The sequence below is a fragment of the Sphingobacterium corticis genome, from assembly GCF_042684745.1.
GTDB classification, from domain to species: domain Bacteria; phylum Bacteroidota; class Bacteroidia; order Sphingobacteriales; family Sphingobacteriaceae; genus Sphingobacterium; species Sphingobacterium corticis.
The window spans coordinates 82,619-105,727 of record NZ_JBHUMA010000009.1; the positions used below are offsets into that span (position 1 = coordinate 82,619).

15 protein-coding genes and 1 pseudogene are annotated in these 23,109 nt (G+C 41.7%); 12 read left to right on the plus strand and 4 right to left on the minus strand.

The genetic code is table 11. The annotated features are described in order from the left end of the window. Positions 1-108: 108 nt before the first annotated feature. From ACFSQ3_RS15055 to nrdF, 7 genes are all read left to right on the plus strand, one after another. Positions 109-1,917: a serine hydrolase gene (locus tag ACFSQ3_RS15055; protein ID WP_380870402.1), complete on the plus strand. Its 1,809-nt coding sequence runs from the start codon at positions 109-111 to the stop codon at positions 1,915-1,917. Between the two features lie 530 nt (positions 1,918-2,447). Further along, positions 2,448-5,456, plus strand: coding sequence for a SusC/RagA family TonB-linked outer membrane protein (locus ACFSQ3_RS15060; RefSeq protein ID WP_380870403.1), 3,009 nt, complete (start codon positions 2,448-2,450; stop codon positions 5,454-5,456). An 11-nt stretch (positions 5,457-5,467) separates the two neighbouring features. Next, positions 5,468-6,967 (plus strand): RagB/SusD family nutrient uptake outer membrane protein, encoded by a 1,500-nt coding sequence (locus ACFSQ3_RS15065; protein WP_380870404.1) that lies wholly within the window; start codon positions 5,468-5,470, stop codon positions 6,965-6,967. A gap of 450 nt (positions 6,968-7,417) precedes the next feature. After that, positions 7,418-7,651, plus strand: a complete 234-nt coding sequence (locus ACFSQ3_RS15070) for a glutaredoxin family protein (RefSeq protein WP_380870405.1) — start codon at positions 7,418-7,420, stop codon at positions 7,649-7,651. A 33-nt stretch (positions 7,652-7,684) separates the two neighbouring features. Then, a complete protein-coding gene (gene nrdI, locus ACFSQ3_RS15075; protein ID WP_380870406.1) occupies positions 7,685-8,089 on the plus strand; it encodes a class Ib ribonucleoside-diphosphate reductase assembly flavoprotein NrdI in 405 nt (134 codons plus the stop codon). Further along, the gene (gene nrdE / locus ACFSQ3_RS15080) at positions 8,049-10,154 is read left to right on the plus strand and encodes a class 1b ribonucleoside-diphosphate reductase subunit alpha (RefSeq protein WP_380870407.1); all 2,106 of its coding nucleotides are present in this window, start codon (positions 8,049-8,051) and stop codon (positions 10,152-10,154) included. Before nrdI ends, nrdE begins: the two co-directional genes overlap by 41 nt. 97 nt (positions 10,155-10,251) lie before the next feature. After that, entirely contained in the window at positions 10,252-11,238 is a 987-nt protein-coding gene (gene nrdF, locus ACFSQ3_RS15085) for a class 1b ribonucleoside-diphosphate reductase subunit beta (protein WP_380870408.1), read from the plus strand. Positions 11,239-11,396: 158 nt separating this feature from the next. Here nrdF and ACFSQ3_RS15090 read toward each other — a convergent pair whose 3' ends face one another. From ACFSQ3_RS15090 to ACFSQ3_RS15105, 4 genes and pseudogenes are all read right to left on the minus strand, one after another. Next, positions 11,397-12,977 (minus strand): RagB/SusD family nutrient uptake outer membrane protein, encoded by a 1,581-nt coding sequence (locus tag ACFSQ3_RS15090; RefSeq protein WP_380870409.1) that lies wholly within the window; start codon positions 12,975-12,977, stop codon positions 11,397-11,399. Between the two features lie 25 nt (positions 12,978-13,002). After that, positions 13,003-16,128: a SusC/RagA family TonB-linked outer membrane protein gene (locus ACFSQ3_RS15095; protein ID WP_380870410.1), complete on the minus strand. Its 3,126-nt coding sequence runs from the start codon at positions 16,126-16,128 to the stop codon at positions 13,003-13,005. Positions 16,129-16,325: 197 nt separating this feature from the next. Further along, a pseudogene (locus ACFSQ3_RS15100) lies at positions 16,326-18,032 on the minus strand (GMC oxidoreductase); the annotation flags it as partial. A 7-nt stretch (positions 18,033-18,039) separates the two neighbouring features. Continuing rightward, positions 18,040-18,519 (minus strand): gluconate 2-dehydrogenase subunit 3 family protein, encoded by a 480-nt coding sequence (locus ACFSQ3_RS15105; protein WP_380870412.1) that lies wholly within the window; start codon positions 18,517-18,519, stop codon positions 18,040-18,042. A gap of 231 nt (positions 18,520-18,750) precedes the next feature. Here ACFSQ3_RS15105 and ACFSQ3_RS15110 point away from each other — a divergent pair, with 231 nt between their 5' ends. From ACFSQ3_RS15110 to ACFSQ3_RS15130, 5 genes are read left to right on the plus strand one after another with little or no spacing between them, the layout of a single operon-like run. Beyond that, complete coding sequence (locus ACFSQ3_RS15110; protein ID WP_380870413.1) at positions 18,751-19,362, plus strand: fumarylacetoacetate hydrolase family protein; 612 nt, start codon at positions 18,751-18,753, stop codon at positions 19,360-19,362. Positions 19,363-19,365: 3 nt separating this feature from the next. Further along, positions 19,366-20,451 (plus strand): M23 family metallopeptidase, encoded by a 1,086-nt coding sequence (locus ACFSQ3_RS15115; protein WP_380870414.1) that lies wholly within the window; start codon positions 19,366-19,368, stop codon positions 20,449-20,451. Between the two features lie 33 nt (positions 20,452-20,484). Next, the gene (locus tag ACFSQ3_RS15120; protein WP_380870415.1) at positions 20,485-21,090 is read left to right on the plus strand and encodes a hypothetical protein; all 606 of its coding nucleotides are present in this window, start codon (positions 20,485-20,487) and stop codon (positions 21,088-21,090) included. A gap of 9 nt (positions 21,091-21,099) precedes the next feature. Then, entirely contained in the window at positions 21,100-21,561 is a 462-nt protein-coding gene (gene bcp / locus ACFSQ3_RS15125) for a thioredoxin-dependent thiol peroxidase (RefSeq protein WP_380870416.1), read from the plus strand. Between the two features lie 46 nt (positions 21,562-21,607). Further along, a complete protein-coding gene (locus tag ACFSQ3_RS15130) occupies positions 21,608-23,077 on the plus strand; it encodes a glycine--tRNA ligase (protein WP_380870417.1) in 1,470 nt (489 codons plus the stop codon). Positions 23,078-23,109 lie beyond the last annotated feature (32 nt).

The following is a 23,109-nucleotide window of genomic DNA, read 5'->3' on the forward strand; positions in this document are numbered from 1 at the left end:
GAAAAAAATTAGCAAAGCAGCATTAACAATGGTTAAAGCTGCTTTGCTTTTTTTATTTTATATTATATTCGTGAAATTTAAACTGACAAACCATTAACAACTAGGAATATGGCATCAAAAATCCGATGTTTTGCACTAAAACTATTCTTTCTAACGATCGTCATGCTTTCCGCTTCCCCAGTCAACGCGCAAGAAAAAAAGGCTGTCGATTGGCATCTTGTAGATTCTTTGCTGGAAAAAGTTAGAAACGATTATCATGTAGGCGGATTTTCAGTTGCGGTAGTCCACAAAGACAGCGTGATATATAGCAAAGGGTTCGGATATCGAAATATTGAGCAAAAATCACCAGCAACCTCGGAAACCTTGTATGCGATTGGTTCTTCTACGAAAGCATTTACGGCTGGTTTGTTAGGAAAATTATTTAGCGACAGCTTATCGCTCGACGATCGCCTTATAAAGCACTTGCCAGCCTTGGAATTTCAAGACCATCGCGAATCACAATTGACCGTTCGTGACCTTATGTCGCATCGAACCGGATTATCCCGATATGATTTTTCTTGGTATTTGTTTAACACAAGCTCTCGAGATAGTTTGTTAATGCGTGTGAAACACATGAAACCCACGGCAGATATACGAACAACATGGCTTTATAACAACTTTATGTACCTCGCGCAGGGCATGATTGCTGAACGCATGACAGGAAAAACGTGGGAGGACAACATTCAATCGTCCTTCTTCAAACCTTTAAATATGTCGTCAAGCAACTTGAGCATAGCTTCGTTGAAAGAAAGTAAAGCCGCTTCGCTGGGTTATACAACGGATAAAGACGGAAATAACATACTACTGCCCTACTACAATATCAATGGTATGGGACCAGCTGGAAGCATCAATAGTAGCGCTAAAGAAATGGCCAATTGGCTAAAAATTTGGCTCAACAATGGGAAATATAATAATCAACAAATTCTGCCGGCAAAATACGTTCTAGATGCAATCAGTGCTCAAATGATCATGAATAGTCGTCCGCCTCAAGAGGGTCAACCGAATGGACACATATCAAATTATGGATTAGGATGGATGATGGGTACTTACCGCAACCATTTTCATGTAGAACATGGTGGAAATATCGATGGCTTTTCTTCTTCTGTAGGATTTTTTCCGAAAGATTCCATCGGAATTGTAGTTTTGACGAACCAAAACGCTTCCGAAGCACCGAATATCGTTCGAAATCTGATTGCCGATCAAGTTTTGGAGTTACCTTTCTATAATTGGAATACGCGCGGAACTAAAAAGGAAAAAAAATCGGATGATGAATTTCCGTCAGAAGATTTCGTACGAGTGAAAAACACCAAACCTTCTCATGTTCTGAGTGATTACACAGGCCAATATTCCCATCCTGCTTACAGCCATTTCGAAATCAGCTTAAAAAATGATTCCCTACAATTGCAGATGGGCGAAAAGCACTTTTATTTAACCCATTATCATTATGACACCTTCAACATATATGAAAAGAATAATGATATTGCAAAAGATGACGACGATGAGAAGCAACAAATTACTTTTCACACCGGGTTCGATAGCGAAATAAAAAGTGCAGAAATGTTACTGCCGGAACCTGTAGAATTTTCGCGTCAAGCCAAAGCAAAAGAGATTGATCCTAAAGAATTTGACAGCTATGTCGGAAAATATACGATTGGTAATATGACAATCACAATTACCGTAAAAGACAATACTGTTTTCATGGATGTTCCGGGACAAAAAAATTACGAAACAATAGCACAAGGTAATCATGCATTTAAGATCAAAGACTTAAGCGGTTTTTCTGTCCGTTTTGAAGTGGATGAAAATACCAAAAAAGCAACGAAGATTTATTTGATTCAACCGAACGGAACATTTTCTGCTAAACGTGTGGATGATTAAGTAAACGCGCAAAGCAAATTGCTAAAAGGCTGCCTATGCCAAGAAATCTTAAAAATGTCTTTCATTAAATTGGAGGACATTTTTTGTGATGCCCAATTATTAACGAAACAAGCGAATCCGATTTGGTCAATTAACAAGAATTCCAATACTCAAAACAAAGTTTTTCAGCAGCATCCGTTCCAAAATAATCAGAAAAGCAAGGTAAGCGTAAGTTTAGCATCTCGCATTACGTTAATTTATTTCTTTTAGCTAAGATGATATATTGATATCCATGATCACTTATCTTTCGATTTACATTCGGCATTCTGCTGTACCACAAAAACCTTTTAGCAAATTTTGCTAAACAAATTTCTTACAATAATTACAAAATTAGCGCCCAAAAAATAGAAATACCATCTATTTTCATTACTTTTGACGACCATTTATAAAAAAATCACAAAACTACATAGTTTGCACACAACATCTTTACGTAGCTGTTTAAGAGAAGGGGCTAACTAAAGGCTTTATTATAAACTTAAAATAAACTAAACATGAGACAAAAATTACCTGCTAAAGGTATGCGTGCGTTGTTTTCTGTCATGGCACTTTTCCTTCTATTCGGAAATATAGTTTATGCACAAACTACTATGCTAAACGGCCGGGTACGAGGCGATGGCCAACCAATTTCTGGTGCTACATTAACTATTGTTGAGCTGGAACAAACGGCAGGAACAGATGCTGGAGGAACATTCAGTTTCAGCGCAGTAAAACCTGGAACGTACACATTAACAGTTGCTTTTTTAGGGTTTGAAACATATCGCGAGAAGATTACCGTTGGAGAAGGAATGTCGCCATTAAATATTAATCTTCAACCTTCCGATGGCGAAGATATCGGAGAAATTACCGTAGTAGGTTACGCTTCCGTTCAACGCAAAGATTTAACTGGAGCAGTAACGAAGGTGAGCGAAAAGGATTTTAACCAAGGACCCTTTACAGCGCCAGATCAACTGATTCAAGGTAAAGCTCCCGGTGTACAAATGATTAACAACAGCGGTCAGCCCGGTGGAGAAACTACGGTTCGTATTCGTGGTAATTCAGCCGTCACAGGAGCTGGCCAGCCATTATATGTCGTGGACGGAATTGCATTAGACGGTCGTTCTCCACGTCCATCGCGGAGTGCTGCAGTTGGCTCCACGCCCGGCGGAAACCCATTGGTTTTTTTAAATCCTTCGGATATCGAAAGCATGGAAATTCTGAAAGATGCTTCCGCAACGGCGATTTATGGAGCACGTGCAGCTTATGGCGTCGTTTTAATTAATACAAAACGCGGAAAAGCAGGACCATTGCAGGTTAATGTAAATGCTTCTACTGGCGTTGCATCGCTAATGCGTCGGATAGATATTTTGGATGCCAATCAATTTCGCAGCGCGTTGAACAGCTACGGAATTACGGGCGGCGATTACGGTGACAATGTGGATGCTTTGGGAGCAATCACGCGTAACGGCATCTTGCAAGATTATGCTGTTTCGATGTCTGGAGGTACGGAAGACGCGAAATTCCGTGCATCGGTCGGTTATCAGGATCAGCAAGGTATCCTAGACAAAAGTGGTTTCAAAAAAATTGCTGCTTCTGTCAACGGAAACTTCCGCATGTTGGAAAGCAAGAAATTAGGATTGGATTTGGGTTTGATTGGTACGCAAACCAATGAACAACTGGCCGCAATTACAACGGACGCCGGATTTGAAGGCAGTTTGGTTGGTCAAGCATTAAATTGGAATCCTACCGAACCGTTGTATAACGAAGATGGATCATTAAATATTAAATACGGCACATCGGTTATTAACCCACTGGGAATGAGCGGTGCAAATAATGATCATGCTCGGGTAAACACCGTTATTGGTAGCTTATCTCCTTACTACAAATTCAACGACTGGTTAGAATACCGCGTATTGGGATCGGTAAATTACAGCTCGGGTATCCGCCGTGCTTCTACTAAAAGTTGGATCAACATTCCTGGAATTGTTGCCGACCAAGACGGTGGTGCATTGGGTGGAGAAGCATCTTATGCGAATAACGAATTGCTAACAACACAATTAACACACACGTTGACATTCAATCGCGAGATCGCAGATAAATTAAACTTAAATGCCGTTGTCGGTTACGAATACATGAATTTCATGTACCGTGGAATGGACTTTAGAGGTATTAATTACGGCGATATCGACATTGATTACACAGATGCCTTACAAGCGGGGTCAAGTGGTAATCGTAGAGTAAACTCATTTGCAGATCCTAACACCGAACTACAATCCTATTTCTTCCGTGCTATTTTCAATTACGACAGCCGCTATCTGTTAACAGCAACAATTCGTCGAGATGGTTCCACCAAATTTGGCGCAAACAACAAGTACGGAAATTTCCCGTCGTTCTCTGCCGCTTGGAACATTCGAAATGAAACCTTCATGCAGGATGTAAACTGGCTGAGCGAATTGCGCTTACGTGCTGGTTGGGGACGCACAGGGAATCAAGAATTTCCTGCTGGAGCAGCAGTAAATCGTTACGGATTTATCGATGACAATGCGATCAGACCGATTAACAATAGAAACTTGGATTTACGCTGGCAGAGCGATGAGCAGCTAAACATTGGTTTGGACTTTGGTTTCTTTGGAGGCAGACTAAGTGGTACCATCGATGTATTCGACAAGAAAACAACAGACCTACTTTACCCAACCATTCCGCTCTATCCGAATGCACCGGATGCGCCGATCATTTGGAGCAATTTGGATGGGCGCGTTCGCAACCGCGGGGTCGAGTTAGCACTACTAGGTAATATCATCCAAAAAGAGAATTTGACTTGGAACATCGGCGGTAACTTGACTTTATTGAAGAATGAAGTGAGCAACATGAACAACGTGGTTCTTACTGGAGCGTTAAGTGGACAAGGTGTTTCGGGAGCTACCGTGCAGGTAATCCAAGCCGGATATCCTATGTTCGCTATGATGACTAGAGAATACCTAGGACTCAATGCGGAGGGATTTTCTACTTACACCGATGACGGATTTTCGATGTTGTACATGGGTAATCCAAACCCAAGCGCAATCGTTGGTTTAAGCACGGATGTAGCTTATAAGAGATTCACATTCTCGGCGAATTTCAATGGTATGTTGGGACAAGATATTTACAACAACACCGCGAATACGGTTTTGCCAATCACAAACTTGGGCGGTTTCAGAAATATTGCTGCAGGGTTGCTAGACTCTCCTATTCAAGAATCATTGACAAATTCTGCGTCGCCTTCGTCGCGCTTCATTGAAAATGGCAGCTATTTGAAATTAGCCAATGCGACAATCGGTTATCGCGTTGGAGACATCGGTGCTTCTCTAAAAAACCTGAACATTTTCTTCAATGGAACTAATCTATTATTATTCACGAAATATAGCGGGTTTGATCCGGAAGTGAATACTGCAAAAGGGGTTGGAAACACAGGTTCTGCAGGCATCGATTACATCGGTTATCCGCCACTAAGAACATTCAACTTAGGCGTCAACTTCTCACTTTAACGGAAACAACAATGAAAAAACAATTATATACGATATTATTAGCTGGATGCGTCGCGTTTACCGGCTGTACGAAGCTGGACGAATCGCTTAACGGGCAAATTTCAGATAACGAACCTGGAGCAGTCAATGCAACGGCACTTCTTCAAGGAGCATACATCTCCATGCGAAGCCCATACCAAGGTAACGGCGGTTGGTGGGCGTTGCAACAAACAACCAGCGACGAAACCATTCCACCAACGCGTGGTGGTGACTGGGACGATAATGGAGCTTGGCGCGCGCTGTATTTGCATCAATGGCAAGCCGACCACGTGCGTATCCACGATGTATTCCGCAATCTAAATGCCGTGAGTTATGCTGCCACCGACCTCCTTCGCTATAACCCGAACGCTACGCAATCTTCGGAAGCCCGTTTTATTCGTGCGTTTTCTCAGTTTTCCATTTTGGACGGTTGGGGACAAGTGCCTTATCGCGATCCAGGAGAAGACATCTTGCAAATGCCGCGCGTTCGTCAAGCAGAAGAGCAGATCGAATACCTGATTAGTGAATTGAATGAAATTATGCCGACGCTACCTACTGGAAATCCGCAAGTAGCTAATCAAGATGCTGCACGTATGCTTCTCATGAAAGTTTACCTTAATAAAGGTGCTTTCTTAAATCGCGCAACGCCAGCGTTCGACAATGCTGATATGCAGAAAGTAGTTGAGCTGGCCGATCAAATTATTGGGAATCATTCCTTGGCCAACAACTATTTTGACAACTTTGCTTTAAACAACCACACCTCGCCAGAAGCTATATTCGTCGGGGCAAATACAGGGGGTAGCAATTCCGGGGATATATATTCGCTTCTCAGAACAACCACGCACTATAATATGAACCCGAGCGGTTGGAACGGCTTTGCTACGCTATCTGATTTGTATGATAAATTCGAAGAAGGCGACCAACGTAGAAACTCTACTTACCGCGGTGTTACGGAAGTTTCAGGTTTGCGAATGGGCTTTTTGGCTGGACAACAAGTAAACAAGGATGGTGCAGCCCTTCAAGATCGTCGGGGGAACCCACTGAGTTTTACGCGTGAGGTTAGCATTATTGAGCGCGGAAGCAATTTAGAAATCACGGGAATTCGTGTAATAAAATATGTTCCAGATTATGCAAATTTGGGCGCAGGACATGCTGAAAACGATTGGGTATTTTATCGTTATTCTGACGTATTGTTAATGAAAGCAGAGGCACTTTTGCGCATGGGACAAGCTACAACCGCTTTACCGTTGGTCAATGAGGTGCGAACTGCTCGTAAAGCTTCGGCGCTTACGACACTAACGGAAGATGTACTATTGGATGAACTTGCTCGCGAATTCTTTTGGGAATCTCACCGCCGTACCGATCTAATCCGCTTTGGAAAATACTTGAATGCTTGGCAGGAAAAACCCGCCTCTGATCCGCGTGCACTATTGTTCCCTATTCCTCTTAACCAACTTGGCAATACGAATCTCATTCAGAATCCGGGTTATTAAAAAAACAGATGAAACATAGGTAATGGAAGCGCCTGTTCGATCAATCGACAGGCGCTTTATCGTTAAATGCACGTTATCTACCCATCTATTTTGACGATTAATTAAAATGTGGTTTTTGTTTTAGAAATAATGCCATTTTTTTGTCAGGAAAAATGATAATTTTGGTAAATAAATAGCGAAAATATATAACCTATTTAAAGTTATCCACATACTTTAACCACTGTATAACAGTAAATTACCAAATAACAGGTTTCAAGAACGAGCATCAGCGAGTATTGCGCGAAACGATGTGGAAAAATCCAACTAACTACAGGCGCTAAATTATATGATCTTTGTTAAAGATAATAGAGGCGATCACTGCCTCGAATCAATTGAAATATTTATTTATGGCAAACGTGGGTTGACTTTCCGAGTCGACTTCAAGTTAACCTCCAAAAGATTTATATAAACATGGCTAGAATCATTAAATTCGAAAAAAATGACTGTGCTCCATGCGCACAGGTGTCTTCCTACTTAGATAGCAAAGGCGTTTCTTACGAAACAATCAATCCTTTCGATGAGCCGGAATTGGCCGTAAAATTTAAAGTGCGCACTGTACCAACCGTGCTAGTATTGGAGGAAGAAGAAATTAAACACCGTGTGATTGGTTTTAAACCGGAAGAATTGGATCAAATAGCGTTATAAACCGGATCGATCACATCAAACCACGGACAGAAGATGCATATCTACTACGATTCAAAAACAGGCAATGTTGATCGCTTTATCAACAAAGTCATCCAAATCACAGGCTGGAAAGCCACTCGTATACAGGAAGATACTGTGCCAACTGAAGTTGGTCATCTCGTCACGTACACCATCAATTTTGGCAAAGTGCCCGAAAAGACACTTGCTTTCACAGAAAAATACAACCACCTGATCCATTCGGTCAGTTCAAGTGGTAACCGCAACTGGGGCAGAAATTTTGCCGTTGCGGCTGATAAACTCGCTGAAAACTTCGATCTACCCGTAGGTTTAAAGTTCGAACTTTCGGGGACCTTGGTAGATATTAATGAGTTTATTGACATTATAAAAAATCAATATTATGATAGCAAACGACGTAGCGAAAAACTGGATATTGCTTAACAACGAAATCATGATTAAACATGATGACGAGTTTAGCTTACATAAAGATAAAGAAGCGGTAAGAGCATACTTTTTGGAGTATGTAAACAAAAACACGGTCTTCTTTTACAACTTGAAAGAAAAAATTGATTATCTGATTGAGAACAACTATTACATTGACTTCTATCAATGGTTTTCTTTTGAAGAAATTCAAGAAGTTTACGATTATGTATACGCGAAAAAATTTCGCTTTCAGTCGTTTATGGCTGCTTTCAAATTTTTCCAAAGCTATGCGTTGCGCGACGATTCGGGCGAGAAGTTCTTGGAACGCTACGAAGACCGCGTTCTCGCCGTATCCTTGTTTTTAGCCCGCGAAGAAGGCGTACAGAAAGCCATCGAATACGCTGAAATCATGATCAGCCAAGAATATCAGCCCGCGACACCTACGTTCTTGAACGCTGGTAAAAAGCGTTCCGGAGAATTGGTTTCCTGTTTCTTGGACGAGGTTGGCGACAACCTAAATGGTATCGGATACGCTATCGACTCTGCCATGAAGTTATCTTCCATCGGTGGTGGTGTTTCCTTCAACATTTCTAAAATCCGCGCACGTGGCGAAGCCATTAAAGGTGTTGACGGACGTGCTGGAGGTGTGTTGCCGATCATGAAAATTATGGAAGATACGTTCTCTTACGCCAACCAACTGGGTCAGCGCCCGGGAGCTGGAGCAGTCTACTTAAACATCTTCCATTCCGATATCGAAGAATTCTTGGATTGTAAAAAGATTAATGCGGATGAAAAAGTTCGTATCAAATCCTTATCAATCGGTATTATCGTTCCCGATAAATTTATGGAATTGGCGGAAAAAGACGAAGCGTGCTATTTGATCTATCCGCATACCGTCATGCAAGAATACGGCAAGTATTTGGACGAGATGGATATGGATGAGATGTACGACGAGTTGATTACTAATCCAAACATCAAGAAGAAGAAAATCAACGCGCGTCACCTACTGGTTAAAATTGCGCAAACGCAGAAAGAATCCGGTTATCCTTATATCTTTTTCAAAGAAAACGCGAATAATGAGCATGCTTTGAAAGGCGTTGGTAACGTAAAATTCTCCAACCTTTGTACGGAGATTATGCAGGTTTCTGAAGTTTCAGACATCAATATTTACGGCAAAGAAGATAAAATCCGTTACGGAATCTCTTGTAACTTAGGCTCATTGAACGTGGCTACGGTTATGGACAACAAACGCATTAAAGAAGCCGTGAAAACTGCGACGCGTGCGTTGACTGTGGTAACCGATGTTACGGATATCGAAATGGTTCCAACGATCGCCAAAGCTAACCGCGAATTGCATTCCGTAGGTTTGGGCGCGATGAACTTGCACGGATTCTTAGCAAAAAGCTTCATCATGTACGAATCCACTGAAGCATTGGATTTCGCGAACACGTTCTTCATGATGATGAACTACTACTCGCTGGAAGCTTCTATGGAAATCGCAAAAGAACGTAGCCGTACTTTCGTTGGTTTCGAAAAATCGGCTTATGCAGATGGCACTTACTTCGACAAATATTTGAACCGCGATTATTTACCGAAAACGGATAAAGTAAAAGAATTGTTCGAAGGTGTTCATGTACCGACGATCGAAGATTGGGAGAACTTAAAAGCGCAGGTGAAAGAGCACGGAATCTATCACGCGTATCGTTTGGCCATTGCACCAAATCAATCAACATCATACATTATGAATGCGACTGCATCCGTGATGCCGATTGTTGACATTATCGAAGTACGTGAATACGGAGATAGCACAACGTATTACCCAATGCCATATTTGACGAACGATAACTACTTCTATTTCAAATCGGCATACGATATGGATCAGATGAAAGTATTGAAAATGATTTCGGTGATTCAACGTCATATCGACCAAGGTGTTTCTACGATCTTGCATACCAATTCAAAAGATAGCACGCGCGATTTGGCAAAATATTATATCTACGCGCACAAACTAGGATTGAAATCCTTGTATTATACACGTACGCGGAAATCGACCATCGAGGAATGTATCTCGTGTTCGGCATAACCTTTTTATTATAGTTCAATTCAATTCCAAGGGAACTGAATCGGAGCGAGCAAAAGCTTGTTTATCGGTTCAGTTTCTTTAAGTTAACAAGCAAACCATGAGCAAACAATATACGGCAGTAAACTGGAATACTCCTGATAATGATTACGCGTTGATGTTTTGGGAACAAAATATCAAGCAATTTTGGATCGACACCGAATACATTCCCTCAAAAGATATCGACAGCTGGAAAGGATTAAGCTGGGATATGAAAGAATGCTATAAGAAAGCGTTGGGCGGATTGACTTTGTTGGATACGCTACAAAGCCATACCGGTATGCCAAAAATCATTGATCATATCAACTCGTTGCAGAATAAAGCTGTGCTTTCGTATATGTGTATGATGGAAGCGATTCATGCTAAATCGTATTCCACGATCTTCACCACCGTTTCTACAACCAACGAAATTAATGACGTATTTGGTTGGGTATCCGAAAACAAATACTTACAGTATAAAGCTTCGACCATTGATCAGTACTACCGCGCGATCGATAAAGAAAACGTAACGGATGAAGAGCTTTTTATGGCGCTTGGAGCTTCTGTATTGTTGGAATCTTTCTTATTCTATTCCGGTTTCTTTTTGCCACTTTGGCTTTGCGGTCAAGGTCAAATGGTAGCTTCTGCGGATATTATCAAAAAGATTATTGCAGATGAATCTATTCATGGTGTTTTCGTAGGATTAATCGCTCAAGAAGTTTTCAATCGCTTACCAAATAAAGAAGAAGTGAAAGCGCGTTTCTTGAAACTTTTGAATGAGCTTTACGAGAACGAGTTGAAATACACAGAAGAATTATACACGGTAGTGGGATTGACCGCTGAAGTAAAAGAATACGTTCGCTATAACGGCAATAAAGCGTTGATGAACTTGGCATTCGAACCGATCTTCGAAGTAAAACAAGTAAATCCTATCGTTTTAAATGGTTTGAGCACAGAAACAACGCAACACGATTTCTTCTCGAAGAAATCAACGAACTACGAGAAAGCAACCGAAATTGTGCATTTAATGCACGAAGATTTCGAAATGGACGCTACCGTAGATATTTAACAGCTACCTTCTGGAAATAATTAAAAAGCCGAACTTGTATAGAACAAGTTCGGTTTTTTTGTATTCAAAATTTACAGGATTTCATCTTCTCTTTATCATAAAACAAATCGAGCCACAACTTTCGCTGTAGCTCGATCCTTCTGAAAGATAATCAGGGATTATCTTTCTTGATAACCTGCATTTTGCGTCAGATTAGTATTACGTTGCAACTCATCCATAGAAATTGGGTAAACTAAATCCGTTTCTTTGAATACGGCATCCGAACCGTTTCTTGCTCCTACCAATGGTACGAAAGTTACTTGACCACGATTAGTTCCTGAAATATTTGGGAACATCCCAGTACGTAAACAATCGTCCCACATTTTGAACTCCAATGGCAATTCACGTAAACGCTCTTTCCACACTTCTTGTACAAACTGCTCCACAGAAAGTCCTTGTAATTGTGCTGTAATCGTTGCTACTGTCTGACCAGTTGTACTCGCACGAGCTCTTACTTCAGCTAAATATCCAGCCACTGTTGATGTCACAGCATTTTCTGCCCTAGCACCAGCCTCTGCAGCGATAAGTAAAGCCTCGGCATAGCGATAGATATTACGATCTTTAATGGATCTACCTGTATTTAGCAATGCATCTTCCTCCACGAATGCCCAAACACCTGCAACATCGCCGCCACTCCACGTTCTACCATTCAAGGGGTTTGTGTAGCTCCAATGATAGAATTGATTTGGTTGAATACGCAAATCATCCGCTTCGTAAATATTTAGAAAGCGATTAGTTGGACCATAAACTCGTTCAAAAATGGTGTATTTGTCAAATATGGAGTTAGCAGATGCGGTAAATCCATAGGTCGGCCAAGAGCCTCCTGGATTAATAACCGCATCGTACTCCATGGAGTAAATCGTCTCATCTAAGTTATCCAAAGTACGCAGCTTATTGTAAGCACTATTTGCGCCTAAACCGGTGTGAGTTGTTAAGCTATGTGCCGATTGAGTGACCGTATTAACAGCACTTGCTGCTTGAGCAAACTTACCTTGCTGGAGATAAACATTCGCCAACGCCATCGCGGCAACATTTTTATTTACACGACGTCCGCTCGTGTTAAATACTCCAGTAGGTAATGCTTCTACAGCAGCCACCAAATCCGATTCGATCAACTGATAAACTTCTTCGACAGGACTACGAGCCAGGAAAAAATCTTGATCCAAGCTAACGTAAGGTTCTGTTGACAACGGCAATGCACCAAACATTTTAACAAGGTAGAAATAGTTAAATGCTCGAAAGAATTTCGCTTCCCCTACTAACCTAGCTTTCACATCATCTGGCATGGAGATATTAGGAATATTTTTGATTGCTCCATTAGCACGATTAATAGCTACGTATGCTGGGTTCCAAATATCATTAATACGGTTAGAAACTATACGTGTGTTTTGTTGTCTAGTAAGCAAACGTGAGTACTGATTAATCTGTTCCTGCCCTTCATAGCTATTTTCGAAGTAACCAGTCAGCATCACTGGAACTGATGCGTAAGGTCCCTGATATGCACCGTTGGCGTTCCCATAGTACATTGGTGCTCCAATACGATACAAGCTATTTACATTCTCTTGAGCTTGGGCTTGAGTTTTGTAATAATTTAACTCGTCTATTTCGGTTCTCGGAACTTCGTCCAAAAAATCTTTACAAGCGGTCATGTTTAATAGCACCGATCCGCAAAGGCCGAAAAATATATATTTAAGTTTCATCTTTTCTAAGTTATTAAGTAATTGATTACAGCGTCAAGTTCAAGCCGAAAGTGAAAGTTTTCGCTCTCGGGTAAGAGAAAAACGTTACGTTTTGACCGAATTTGTTTCCATCTCCTGTTGAAGTACTCTCCGGATCATATCCTTTGAAATCTTTCGAAGTAATCACCCATGGATTATTTGCACTAGCATATACACGTAACGCAGAGATACCCAAGCGTTGTGCCCAAGACGAGTCGAATGTATAACCCACTTGAACCAAATTGAAACGCAAGAAAGATCCGTCTACGATCCAAGAAGAATCGATCCGTGTATCTTGTCCAGCATGACCACCATTTGTTAGGAAGATCGCTTGTTGGTTCGTGTTTGGATTTGATGGACTGTAGGCATCGGTTAAAATTTCCTTCAAACCGTTAGTAATACCAAAACGATCGTACGTAGAGTGATAGAATTGTTGCAAAGTTTCTACTCCATAAACGATTTGCATATCCACGGTCATATCAAAATTCTTGTAATTAAACGTGTTGATAAAACTTCCTGACCAATCTGGAATACCTTTACCTAGAATTTCTTGACTTGCTGAGCGATTTGGTCGGCCAATTTGTGCTCTAGTGATTAGACCATTGTTAAAATCTTCTTCCGTGAAGATGCCATTCCGACGGTATCCGTAGAAACTATTTAAGTTTTCTCCCACGCGAATGATGCTGTTCGGCCCTCCAACAAAGTTGTTTAACTGAATATCTGCGTTATTATTACTTAACCGAACAACTTCATTCTTGTTGTAGTTCATATTGATGGTCGATGTCCATTGGAAGTCGTCGTTCCGTACAGGCGAACCACTGATCATAATATCTAAACCACGGTTATTTACTGCGCCAATGTTACGTGTAACGAAACCGAATCCAGAAGCATAGGGCAATGGTGCTTCTAGTAATAAGTCTGTTGTTCTACGATTATAGTAAGAAATATCAAAGTTTAAGCGATTTTGGAATAAGCCTAACTCAAAACCTCCATCGATTGTAGCGGTTCTTTCCCAACGCAGATCGTCGTTACGTAAATTGTTCAAATAAGAGATTGGAACGCGGGTGCCATTGATAGAATGGGTATTGTTCAATGCTCTTGCAATAGATTGAAAAGAGGTAATTTCTGAGTTACCCGTGATACCGAAACTACTACGCAACTTCAAATTATTCAACCAAGATACTTCTTTTAAGAAATCTTCATTCGAAGCGATCCAAGCTAAACCCATAGATGGAAAGAACCCGAACTTGTTGTTGGAACCAAAACGTGAAGAACCATCGTAACGTCCGGTTACTGTTGCCGAATACTTGTCATTCAACGTGTAGGCCGCACGCATAAAATAAGAGTTCATTCCCCAACGGTCATAAGCTGATTGCGGTGCTTGCGGCAACGTTCCAGCGGCCATATTGTTCCACTTGAAAAAGTCGTCTCTAAACCCTTCGGTGCGATTAGAACTAAAATTACGTGTACGCTCTTGCCAAGATAGTCCAGCTACAGCGTTGATACGGTGATTTCCAAATTGCTTATTGTAGCTTAAATACGTTTCTTGTTGCCAATAGAAGATATCTTCGTTGTCGATTTGAGCCCAGCCATTTGGACGGGAAATATTGTGAAGTAATACGGAAGAATATCCATTGTACAACCTTCTTTGTTTATCTACACCATATTGCGTTTTCAAATCCAACCCATCTGCCAAGTGGAAAGTCAAAGCGGCGTTACCAAAAATCTGCGTATTCGCACGACGTCTCTCCTGTAGATCTAAAATAGATACGGGATTAGACATTCCCTCGAAACCTAAGCGGCCATTAATCGTAGAAGAACCAGAAAAAGTATACTGCCCGTCAGGCTGGTATACCGGCAACCAAGGTAACATCTCAATCATTGTACGGCGAGCCTCTTGACCACCACCATCTTCGGGTGTAAAACGCCCGAAAGTATGGTTGGCCGTTAAATTGATACTGGTAGACAGCCATTCCTTTACTTTCGCATCATACGCTAATTTTCCATTCAAACGTTTGTTGTAGGTGTTATTGACTACCCCTTGCTGATCCGTGTAGTTGATAAATGCACCCATAGATGAGTTTTGATCTCCCTGTTGAATGTTTAATTGATGATTTTGAGAAAGCGCAGTGCGAGTCGCTTCTCTTTGCCAATCCGTATCATACAACGGATTTCCATTTGCATCAAAATAGTTTGGATCATTAAACCAGTCTTTACGATCTAGCGACCAATTGAATCTAGCTGGCTGATATTGATTTTCATTCGCTAAACCAGTCATAAATGCCTGTACCCATTCTTCCGCATTCATTACATCCATGTAACGCTGTGGAGAACTCGCGCTTGCTGATCCTTGATAACTGATTGTTTTGCGACCATCTTTTGTACCTCTTTTAGTAGTAACCAAGATAACACCGTTTGCACCTCTAGCTCCGTAAATAGCTGCAGAAGAAGCATCTTTTAATACCTCCATACGCTCGATATCATTCGGGTTAACTAAATGGAAGTTTTCCATGACTACCCCATCGACAACATACAGCGGACTTGAAGCAGAGTTGATAGAAGCTGTACCACGAATTACAACACGATTCGCATACGCACCAGGTTGACTCGAATTGGAATAGACATTCACACCCGCTGCCTGTCCGCGTAAGTTATCTAAGGCACTGAAATTTTGTGCCTTAATCATGTTTTCACCCTTTGCGATGGAAATAGAACCCGTTACGTCGGATTTGCGCATAGTACCATAACCGACAACTACAACTTCTTCCATATCTTCTCCTTCGGTATCCAACGAAAAATTAACGGTAGATGCACTTACGCGCATCTCGGTAGTTCTATATCCTAAAAAGGAAGCTACCAAAGTCTGACCGCTACGAGCTGAAATCGTAAATTGTCCATTTTCATCAGTTTGTGTACTGACATTCGTTCCTTTCACGGTAATAGTTACACCGGAGATAGGTTCATTGGTGCTGGCATCGTTGACACGACCCATCACATTCTCTTGCTGTTTTGTGATTCCTGCAGTCGGGTTAGTCGACGTCAATGGAACCGCTTGCAAAGTGTTAAAACTCAGCGCAGCAACAGCTAACAGCGCAGTCCAAAGACGGCCATCAGATTTGTAGATGTTCTTCATAAATCATAAAGTTTAAAATTGTACTGAATTGCGTTACTACAAATCTGCTGGATAGTTGGCTATAACAGGTGGATTGGTAGTGTTTATAATTGTTTGATTTCTCAGCGGCAATTAACAAAACTTTAACGAAACGGCGAAATCTTTTTTGTCAAAAAAAGATTTCGCCGTTTCGTTTTAGCAAGACTAAAAACGCANTTTCCCTTTTTCATCTCATTGATTGCATAATCAACGGATCGGGCGGAGAACGCCATGTAGGTTAGCGAAGGGTTTTGTGTGGATGTAGAAGTCATTGCGGCACCGTCTGTCACGAAGACATTTGGCACATCGTGCATTTGATTCCACTTATTCAGGACGGAAGTTTTAGGATCGTGTCCCATTCGGGCACCGCCCATTTCGTGAATATCCAATCCTGGAGCTTGCGAAGCATCAGCTCGACGAATATTGATGAAACCCGCCTCGGTAAACATCTCCTCCATCGTATCCAGGTAATCCTTCTTCATCTTCGCATCGTTATCATCGTAATCCACGGATATGTGTAACAACGGAATTCCCCATTCGTCCGATTGTTTACTATCTAACGAAACGTAGCTTTCCTCCTTTGGAATCGTTTCACCCATCATGTGCGACCCGACACCCCAATTTCCCCATTCCGGATTTAATAAGGAGTTCTTCAGATCTTCGCCCCAACCTGTTCTATCGGAATGTTGTGATCGCCACGCACCGAAACCAGCTGCATACCCGCGTAAATAATCCGTTTCTTGTTTATGCAGATTCCGGAATCTTGGAATGTAACCGCCACCCGCTGGATTCCTTCCTTCGGTTTTATAATCCAATAAACCTTCGTATTCAGCATAAATCCGTGCGCTATAATTGTGGAAAGCGACGTATTTACCTAGCGTTCCGCTATCATTTCCTAATCCATTTGGAAAGCGATCCGATTTTGAATTCAGTAAAATAAGGTTTGTATTGATGGCCGCTGCGTTGACAAAAATTACCTTTGCAAAGAAATCAATCTCCTCCTTGGTATTTCGATCAATGACGCGTACGCCGACAGCTCTTCCTTTGTCTTTATCATAGAGCACAGAATGTACGACGGCATCCGGGCGCAACGTCATGTTTCCCGTCTTTGCCGCCCAAGGCAAGGTGGATGCATTCGAACTGAAATAACCGCCAAATGGACATCCACGCTGGCATAATGTTCGATTCTGACATTGTGTTCTACCTTGCTGGATATGTATGGGTTCCGGTTTTGAGATATGTGCACAGCGCGCTGCAATTACTTTACGTTCCGGATACTTTTTCGCTACCATTTGCTTAAAGTATTTCTCCACGACATTTAGCGGATAACCCGGAAGAAATTCTCCATCCGGCAATTCCGGCAAACCATCTTTATCGCCAGAGATTCCAGCAAAACGTTCCACATAATCGTACCAAGGCTTCAAATCGGCATACCGAATCGGCCAATCGACTGCAAAGTCATCACGCTTTGGCCCTTCAAAATCAAAGTCCGACCAGCGTTGCGTTTGGCGCGCCCAAAGCAACGATTTTCCACCAACTTGATAACCGCGAATCCAATCAAATGGCTTATCTTGCACGTATGGATGTTCTTTGTCCTTCACAAAAAAGTGCGCTGCATCTTCGTGATACGCATAACAACGGCTCACGATCGGATTTTCCTGCTGATTAGCATAGGGCATCTCGTTGCGATGCTCGAACTCCCAAGGATTCATATTGGTCGTCGGATAGTCTTTGATGTGTTTTACATCGCGGCCGCGCTCCAATACCAAAGTTTTCAATCCCTTTTCACACAACTCTTTCGCCGACCAACCGCCGCTGATACCTGAACCGATTACAATTGCATCGTACGTTCTATCTTTGACGGAGTCAATATTTAAATTAGCCATAAATTATTTACGCATTTATCTTAACAGCACCGTCGTATCGCCCGGGTACCAATTCATAGATCAATTTATTTGTCATCACATATTCGGAATTGAGGTATCCCTGCAATGTGCGCGCTTTCAAGATTTCCGGAAACTCTTCCTCTTCCGAAGCCTTCTGGAGATATGCTAAAAGCTGAGCGTCATCCTGCTCGGCTTGCTTATGGCATTTTTTTAAGCCCGACAAAAACGCTTCCTGTTGTTCAGGAGAAGCACAATCATCCACCATTTTCATGACAAATAGATGCAGATTTAAGGACTTGCCTCCCGGCGAATCACTTTCAGGAATAATTAAATCGACCAAACGAGCTAACAAGGCTTCGTCGTCTGCCGAAAAATCGACATTTTGCAGGTCTATAGACGCCTTCTTTCCTGTAAAATCGCAGGAACTGGCAATCAATATTCCACCCGCCATCACAAACATTTGTTTGATGACCTCTCTTCTCTTCATACTGCGTTTGTATAATTGATTTGTCCAATTTACAAATAATATTGAAAGTGAACTGCGCTAAACCGATTATTTTGGCTTGACGACACTTTTCGATTTACGTCAAATTAATCTTTTTAATATCCCATTTATACCACTTCCATCATTGGTTTACGCAAACCTATTTCGTTATATTTGTTTACCTACATCAATGAGATTGTAGGAAAGACATCCATTAAACAAGCATTCAACATTATGAAGATCGTCGCTATCGGCCGCAATTATATCAATCACGCAAAAGAATTAAATAATCCCGTACCGGAAGAACCAGTGATTTTCATGAAGCCCGACACCGCTGTACTTCGAGATGATAAAGATTTTTACTATCCGGAATTTTCTAAAGACATCCATTACGAGGTGGAAGTGGTTTTGCGGATTTGTAACGAAGGGAAGCATGTCAGCGAAAAGTTCGCACATAAATATTATGATGCGATTGGTTTGGGAATCGATTTCACGGCGCGTGATATTCAACAAAAGCAAAAAGAGAAAGGTTTACCTTGGGAATTAGCAAAAGCTTTTGACCATTCTGCCGTCATCAGTCCGTTTATTCCGAAGGAAGAATTGGGCGACGTTCAAAACATTTCCTTTTCGCTTCAAAAAAATGGAGAAACGGTGCAGAATGGCAACACGAAAGATGTCATCTTTAATTTCGATCAGCTGATTGCTTACGTTTCTGCGCGAATTACATTGCGCAAAGGCGATTTAATCTACACCGGAACACCCGAAGGCGTCGGTCCAATTCAAATTGGCGATCATCTTACCGGTTTTATCGCAGATCGAAAAATGTTTAGCTGCAACATCAAGTAAATTATGCAAAAACTATCAGCTTGCTTACTAACAACCTTGCTTCTCAGCAGCACGGCGTTAACTGCACAACAAAAAGATATCATCACCGCACGCGATTATCCCGTCGGCTATTTTCGTTCACCGCTAAATATCACGCCCGATGCATCGGGCACGTTCGGCGAATTGCGATCCACGCACTTTCATGCAGGCGACGATTATCGCACGCAGCAACGCACCGGACTTCCGGTTTATGCGGTAGCTGATGGCGAGGTTTCGCGCGTTCGCGTACAGATTGGTGGCGGTGGAAACTCGGTTTACATTGATCATCCGAATGGCTATACATCGGTTTATCTGCATCTGGAAACATTTAGCGATGCGCTTACGAATATCATTCGCGCCGAGCAATACAAGCAAAAACGCTTTGATGTTGACGTGATGGTAGAAAAAGGCGTATTGTCGTTTAAAAAGGGCGAAGTAATTGCCAACTCGGGTAACACAGGAGCGTCTGGCGGACCACATTTGCATTTCGAAATTCGCGACACCAAATCGCAACATCCGCTCAACACACAATTGTTTGGATTAAAATTCGCAGATCGCTTTGCTCCGACCATTCAAGGTTTGATGGTCTACGATTTAAATGATGATTTATTTAACGAACACACATTTCGTCGTCCCTTGGCGACAAGCGCTGCTAGCGGAACAAACTACCGACTTAGTAGCAACGCGGTCGTAAAAGTGAATGGAAAATTCGGCTTTGGACTAAATGCGATCGATCGCCATCGAGCCGGAGGATTCCGCAATGGTGTATATTCTATCGAATTGTATGTAGATGGCAAACCAAAATCAATCGTGCTATTTGAAGAATTGGACTTCAATACGTCACGTGGCATTCATTCATACATCGATTACCCACATTGGAAACGCACGCAAGCCAAATACCAAAAGAGCTTCAAAGATCCGGGCAATCCGATTGAGATTTTCCACCAATTGGACAACGGCGGAATTATCGAACTCAAAGACAACGAAGTGCACGATGTAAAATATGTAGTTAAAGACGTACAAGGCAATTGCTCCGAGCTCAATTTTCAAGTGCAAAATTCCTCCAGCTAAGCTGCGAAAAGCAATCTTTCGAAAGGGGAACTGATGCCACATAATAAGGAGAATACATTTTCCAAAGAAAATATTGAATTGCGGATTCCAAAGGGCGTTTTGTATAGTGATCTTGATTTTATCTACAGCAGCAGCGCGAAACCGGCTGGCGGATATTCTGAAATTCACCATGTGCATAATCCGCTAACGCCATTGTTCACGACGTATGAATTACGTATCAAGCCAACCAACTTGCCTACACATTTGCAAGATAAGGCGCTGATTGCATCCGTGCAATCTGGCTCAGAAGGCGGAAAGTTTCAGGATGGATATGTCGTGGTAAATACGCGCAACCTAGGTTCTTTTTATGTAGCAGTGGATACCATCGCGCCGCGAATAGTTCCACGCAATCTAACGCCGGGCAAAAATGTTGCGCAGCAATCTAAAATTGATTTCACCATTTCCGACAATTTCTCCGGCATTCAATCTTTTGATGGCTATATCGACGGCGAATGGGTTTTGATGGAATACGATCCGAAAAACAAACATCTTTGGCACACCTTCACCTCATCTTTAAGCAAAGGCAAACATCGATTCAAATTGGTGGTTAAGGATTGGAAAGACAATGAGAAAGTTTACGAAGCAGATTTCAACCGATAAATATCGATTATGAGCACATTAGAAATAGGCGATAAAGCGCCAGCAATTAAAGCGAAAAACCAAAAAGGTGACACCATACAACTTTCGGATTTCGAAGGAAAACGCGTCATTTTATATTTTTATCCGAAAGATAATACGCCCGGTTGTACCACAGAAGCCTGCAATTTTAGAGATAATTACCAAAGCTTGCTACAAGATGGTTTTGAAGTTTTAGGTGTAAGTATTGACAGCGAGCAATCGCACCAAAAATTCATCGCCAAACATGAATTACCTTTTAATTTATTAGCCGATGAAGACCAAAAAATCGTCAACGATTATGGCGTTTGGGTGGAGAAAAATATGTATGGAAAGAAATATATGGGTACGGCACGCACCACTTTTGTTATCGATGAGAAAGGAAACATCGCGCACATTATCAAGAAAGTAGACAACAAAAATGCATCCGGGCAAATCCGAGATTTATACAAATAATTTAGCATAAGCATTTGCCCATCTTAATTAATTATATTTGCCTGTTATGAGCAAAAAAATAGACGATTTTTTCAAAAATATTGTTTCGCATGCGAAGGAATACGGTTTTGTGTTTCCATCCAGCGAAATCTACGACGGCTTGAGCGCTGTTTACGATTACGGTCAATTAGGTGCCGAGTTAAAGAATAATTTGAAAACCTACTGGTGGAAATCCATGGTGCAACTCAACGAAAATATTGTCGGTATCGATGCCGCTATTTTCATGCACCCAAATACATGGAAAGCATCCGGTCACGTCGATGGATTTAGCGATCCGATGATCGATAACAAAGATTCTAAAAAACGTTACCGCGCGGATCAATTGATCGAAGAAAAAATTGATCGCTACGAAAAAGACGGTAAAAGCGATAAAGCTGCAGAATTGCAGGAAGCGTTAGATGCTGCTCTAAATGCGGACGATTTGGCGCAATTGAAAGCCTTAATCGAAGAACACAACATTGTTTGTCCAGTTTCCGGCACTAAGAATTGGACCGATGTACGTCAGTTTAACTTGATGTTTGCAACACAGATGGGCGCGATGGCAGATGGTGCAGAACAAGTTTACTTGCGCCCTGAAACAGCTCAAGGTATTTTCGTCAACTTCTTGAACGTACAGAAAACGGGACGTATGAAAATTCCTTTCGGAATCGCACAAATTGGTAAGGCGTTCCGTAATGAAGTAATCGCTCGCCAGTTTATCATCCGCATGCGCGAATTCGAGCAAATGGAGATGCAATTTTTCGTTCGCCCCGGCACGGAGATGGAATGGTATCAAAAATGGAAAGAAACACGCTTAAAGTGGCATTTGGCATTGGGCGCGGATAGCGAAAAATACCGCTACCACGATCACGCTAAACTGGCGCACTACGCAAATGCGGCGGTAGATATTGAATATGATTTCCCATTTGGCTTCAAAGAAGTGGAAGGTATCCACTCGAGAACGGATTTCGACTTAAGTCAACATCAGAAATTTTCCGGGAAGAAAATGCAATATTTCGATCCGGAAGTAAACCAAAATTATGTTCCTTATGTGATTGAAACTTCAATCGGTTTAGACCGTCTGTTCTTAACTATTTTCGCAAACTCGTTGGTAAACGAAGATCTTTCTACGGAAGCGAAGCAAGATTCACGTGTGGTATTAAAATTCCATCCGGCGATTGCTCCAGTGAAAGCAGCGGTACTTCCGTTGACGAAGAAAGATGGTTTACCGGATAAAGCGCGAGAAATCCTTGCGACGCTTAAAATGGATTTCAATACGCAATACGATGAGAAAGATGCAATTGGAAAACGTTACCGCCGTCAAGATGCTATTGGTACGCCATACTGTATTACGGTCGATTACCAAACGTTGGAAGACGATACCGTTACCATTCGCCACCGCGACAGTATGGAGCAAGAGCGCGTAGCAATTGCTGATTTACAGCGATTGATTCAAGACAACGTAAGTTGGACAAGTTTGTTGAAGCAATTGGTGTAAGTTAAATACTTTATAGTACTAATAAAGCAGAA